Source organism: Psychrobacter sp. (assembly GCF_036731945.1).
Taxonomy (GTDB): Bacteria; Pseudomonadota; Gammaproteobacteria; order Pseudomonadales; family Moraxellaceae; genus Psychrobacter.
In genome coordinates this window covers 43,664-49,128 of sequence record NZ_DAINDI010000001.1, presented here as the reverse complement: position 1 = coordinate 49,128, position 5,465 = coordinate 43,664, and the positions used below count along the sequence as shown (strand labels likewise).

2 protein-coding genes are annotated in these 5,465 nt (G+C 39.6%); one reads left to right on the top strand and one right to left on the bottom strand.

Features of this window, described 5'->3' with window-relative positions:
* Positions 1 to 2,295: hypothetical protein (locus V7D75_RS00185; RefSeq protein ID WP_333612914.1), on the bottom strand; the 2,295-nt coding region annotated here is incomplete at its 3' end.
* Between the two features lie 884 nt (positions 2,296 to 3,179).
* Between V7D75_RS00185 and aceE the strand changes: the two genes are divergently transcribed.
* Positions 3,180 to 5,465 (top strand): pyruvate dehydrogenase (acetyl-transferring), homodimeric type (aceE, locus tag V7D75_RS00180; protein ID WP_333612913.1); only part of this gene is annotated, 2,286 nt, incomplete at its 3' end.

The following is a 5,465-nucleotide window of genomic DNA, read 5'->3' as shown; positions in this document are numbered from 1 at the left end:
GCCAGCGGTGTAAGAAATGGCTGATTCAACTAAAGGATTAAACTTTCCATTGAAATATTCAGAATCACTGACGTATTTAGCTGAGACATCGTCACTACTTGGGTCAGTTACTTTACCCTTATCATTAAATACAATACCCGATATAACATATTCAGGAGCACTGTTAGTGATGATACATCTCCAAGCATCCCCATAGTCTAATTTGAGACCGTTAGGATTATCAGTGACTACTATGCCACTCGAATTTTTACATTCATACGAGGGTTTGTAGTTCAATAAATTAGTTGTGCCTGCTATACCTTCTGCTAATGTATAAGTCTTTGTAGGATCTACTTTAAATATACCCGTTGTCCCTGTTCCATCAGAAACTATATTACCTTCACCTGCTGTAGTAGTGCTAGCGATACCACCAGTTACCACAGAGCTAGCGCTATCTTTTATCTGAACCACGAATAGATCAGTATCTGTCTTACGAGAATCAGCGAGTTCCTTACTATAAGTGATTCTTGGTTGTGGTTTATAGCAGTAGCCGTCCATACGTATACCTATATACTGGTCACTAGGATCGCCAATTGCTTTACCGTTATAAGAGGTTATAGCTGTATTATTACCATAGGTTACGTCTACTCTAACTACCTCGTTTTTATCAAAATTTACCGAAACCTGACAGTTACCATCAAGTTTATTGTTTTCGCATACAGTGCCAGACGTACTAATGTTCTGACGGTAAGGTGGTGATGTAGTCATTTTAGGACCATATGTTATTTTAGGAGTAATTCCAGCTCCTGTTCCTTCTAAATTAGTAAATCCTTTAATTGTTACTGCATCAAAAAAACCAAAATTATCAGAGCTTATATAGTTGTTATCTATATCAAACACACTTAAGCTTACATTGTTAAGAGCTTGTGCTTGATTGGTAAATTTATTGATAAATTTATATGAAACAGTACTATTGCCGCTTTTGGTAGCAAAGTTTTGAAGAAATCCAAATACTGGAACACTCGCAGTGGTTGTGCTCTCATAAGAATTTGAAACACCAACAACCGCAGTTTCATTACTACTTAATGTATTAGAAACTAAAACATAACTTTCATTTTTAAGTCCCACTATGCTTTTATTACTACCGACAGAAGGTACTTTCAATCCAGATGTAGTGGCTAAATTATTATAGTCTGAAGATGCAAAAGCATCATAAATATAGCCTGCGTCACACTGAACAATATTAGCATTAGGTGGGGCATTGTTTGGAGCAGGAATAACATTTGGAGCAGGCTCGCTTTCGACGCCGAAAGTTATCCATTCTTTGAAGGTCTCACCAACTACGGGAGCATTGACAGCGAAGTTACCATTCATGATACCTTCATATTTAAGAGTCACTGATTGAGCATGTCTCACATCTATAACATAATTACTGTCTTGATTCTTGATACCGTAGCTTACGTAGGTGCTATTGTTTCCTAATACATCGCCTTGCCTTAAAGCTCTATAGGTATTAGGCTGAGCGCTAGACTTTAATATGTTAGCAAAAGTTGCCTGCCTCGGTAATATGCCATTCGCCGTTCTGAGTGTCACTTCTTTTAATGTGTCATCAGTTCTTGTGGGCGTATATGACGCTGTATTACCAGTCCCGTTAAGATTAGTAATATTATAATAGTAAAGAGGGTTAGAAGCAGAGTCATTAATACGTAACTGAGGTTCTGACTTTGCGATATTTGCTTGCAAATTAGTTTCATTGAGTTTTTTACCCATGAAATAATCACCCATAGCATCATAAAAATACGGTGCAGATGGGTTTTCTCTAATAGTTGCGCTTGCAGTTGTGTCCAATCGAGGTGTTGTGAAATCTGTATAGCTTAGAGTTTGACGGGCTATTTCTGAATTACCAACTGTGTCATACGTCGCTTGACCAATTTTTATCGTATGTATCGTATTTGGGTTAGTGGGTGCAATGGTAAATGTATAAGAAAACTCATCTTTAGCATCTCTTATAGCACCTTGTTTTGCATCATTCTCAATTTCAATGCCATTTGCTCCTCCCTTGAATCTTTCTCCATTATAACCAACAGAAGCAGACTTACGTTTGATAGTAAACGTACCCTCATCTCCGTTTTTTGTAATGTAACTGCCTGAAGCAAGGTTTCCAGTACCTGCTTGTGAATTAAGCGTGAAGGTGCCAAACCCTGAGGGAGTAGCCTGACCAATAAGTGGTATAGTCACAAGTAATAATACAAATACATATTTAGTTAATGCTAGACATACTATTCTACTATTGGCTAGTAATAATCGATTACTCATAGTTCATCTCACAATTATATTAAAGTCATAAATAATTTATATGTATAGAGAACCAAAGTTCGTAATCGAGTCATAAATTATCTTAATGTAATATAACATTAAGCATACAATTGATATTATAAAACAGATGAAATGCAGATTTTTTAGTATGAGTGGATAAATTCAATGCTAAGTAACTCTTTGACATAATCAGCATTAGGAAAAAACTTGTCGTAAATGTTGATTTAACGCTGTTAAAAAAGTAATAGGATTTTTAGTTTGAATCGTATTTGAAATAAATTTAATAATATAACTTATCGTAGGACAGTCATTTTGCTAACTCATATTTTGTGTTGAAGTAAAAATCTATAGTGCTTCTTTTGCTCAAATTTAATCAATTAGTTTTTACGATACCGTTATTGGCAGCAGTCCCAATGTCTACAGATTTGACAGCATAGCTCAAATAAGGCGATGGTTAACATTTTTGTTTGAGGAAAGACGATAAATACAACTTCTAACCTTTTAAACAACAATTATTCATTTAAAAACTAATCACTATTTATTTCAAAAATACTTGTCATATTGGCATTTCTTCATAGCTATAAACAAATCCACAATAAGTACCTATAATAGAGTGTCATTATCATTTGATAGTGAGAATCGCATAGTGGCTACCGTTTAATTTTACAACGGTGTCTATTTGCGCCTAATGCTACTCGACAGTGATACGATTTATTTAGAGTTCTCTGTTATAACCCTGAACGTAAATGCAATGCTTAGATGCGGCAAGGAAGTTATAGGGAAGGCATCAAGTCAATCGATTGCTCATTAAGATACGTACCACCCTCTGATTTAATAACACCCTGTTATCGTGCAGGGTTGACTGATAAAAAGGATTAATAAAGATGAACTATTATAAGGATGCTGATAGCACCGAAACCCAAGAATGGCTGGAAGCCTTTGAGTCGGTTATCAAACATGCCGATAAGGATCGGGCGCAGTTTTTATTAAAAGCACTATATAACATGGCGGTACAAGAAGGGCTGCCATTTAACCGTCTCGATACCGCTTATATCAATACCATTGCGGTCGAAGATGAGCCAATGTATCCAGGCGACTTGACGATTGAGCGTAAAATCCGTGCTTTGATTCGCTACAACGCTTTGGCTATGGTCATGCGTGCCAATAAGAATGATGATGATTTAGGCGGTCACTTAGCAACTTTTGCTTCAAGTGCGACCCTTTATGAGACAGGCTTTAACCATTTTTTCCGGGCGGCGAGCGATCACTTCGGCGGTGATATGATTTATTATCAAGGTCACTCAGCGCCTGGTATTTATGCGCGCTCTTATTTAGAAGGTCGTTTAGATGAAGAGCAGCTGGATAACTTTCGCCGTGAAGTCGGCGGTAAAGGTCTGTCAAGCTATCCGCACCCATATTTGATGCCAGATTATTGGCAGTTCCCAACCGTATCGATGGGTTTGGGCCCAATTATGTCCATTTATCATGCGCACGTGCATCGTTATATGGAAAACCGCGGCTTGTTAGAAAAAGAAGATCGCAAGATTTGGACCTTCTTAGGTGATGGTGAAACCGACGAGCCAGAAAGCTTGGGTGCGATTTCTCTTGCTGGTCGTGAGAAGTTGGACAATTTAATTTGGGTCGTTAACTGTAACTTACAGCGCCTCGATGGTCCTGTACGCGGTAACGGCAAGATTATTCAAGAGCTTGAGTCGGTATTCCGCGGTGCAGGCTGGCGCGTGATTAAGGTAATTTGGGGCGGTCAGTGGGATACCTTGTTAGATAAAGATACTACAGGCGTGCTTAAATATCGTATGGAAGAAGCGGTCGATGGCGAATATCAGTTATATGAAGCCCGTACGCCTGAATTTACCCGTAAAGAGTTCTTTGGTAAATATCCTGAGTTAGAGGAGATGGCAAATGAGCTGTCCGACCATGACATTTCGCGCCTAAACCGCGGTGGTCATGATCCGATGAAAGTCTATGCTGCTTTTAGTGAAGCGATGAAAACCAAAGGCCAACCGACCGTGGTCTTGGTAAAAACTGTTAAAGGCTATGGTTTGTCTAACCAAGCGCAAGCGGTCAATAAGACGCATCAAATCAAAAAACTTGATCATGAAGCCTTGATGTATTTCCGCGATCGCTTTGATTTGCCATTTACTGATGAAGAATTAGAGACGCTGCCGTTCTATCGTCCAAAAGAAGACTCGCTGGAGATGAAATACCTAAAAGGTCGCCGTGAAGCCTTAGGTGGTCATCTGCCCAATCGCCGTAGTGGTCATATCCCATTAAATATTCCAGAGTTGTCTATTTTTGATCGCGTGCTAAAAGGCAGTAATGGTAAAGAGCAATCGACTACCATGGTGTTTGTGCGTTTGCTAGCAGCCATGCTAAAAAATAAAGACATCCAAGATCGCGTTGTGCCCATTGTTCCCGATGAAGCGCGCACCTTTGGTCTAGAAGGTATGTTCCGCCAATTGGGTATTTATTCAGCTTCTGGACAAAAATATACGCCAGAGGATAGTGAAGCTTTGATGGGTTATAAAGAAGCCATCGATGGTCATATGTTAGAGGAAGGTATCAACGAAGCGGGTGCAATGAGTACATGGATTGCTCTGGCAACCAGTTATTCTGTCAACGCCTTGCCGATGATTCCACTGTATATTTATTACTCTATGTTTGGCTTCCAGCGTGTTGGTGACTTGGCATGGGCAGCAGGTGACTGTCAGGCACAAGGCTTCTTACTTGGCGCAACGGCTGGTCGTACCACGCTAAACGGCGAAGGCTTGCAGCATCAAGACGGCCATTCACAAATTTTATTCAACGTCGTACCGAACTGCGTGACTTATGATCCTTGCTTCGGTTATGAGCTGGCAGTAATTATGCATGATGGTTTACGCCGCATGTATGGTGAGGGTGAGCGCGTTTATTATTACTTAACTTTGATGAATGAAAACTATGAACAACCTGCCATGCCAGAAGGTGTCGAAGAAGGTATCAAGCGTGGTATGTATTTGCTAGAAGACAATGGCTCAAGCCAAGTTCAGCTATTAGGTTCAGGCGTTATTTTACGTGAAGTGCAAAAAGCGGCGAAAATACTAAAAGATGAGTTTAATATCTCATCTAACGTCTGGAGCGTGACCAGTTTTAATGAGCTAACCCGCGATGGT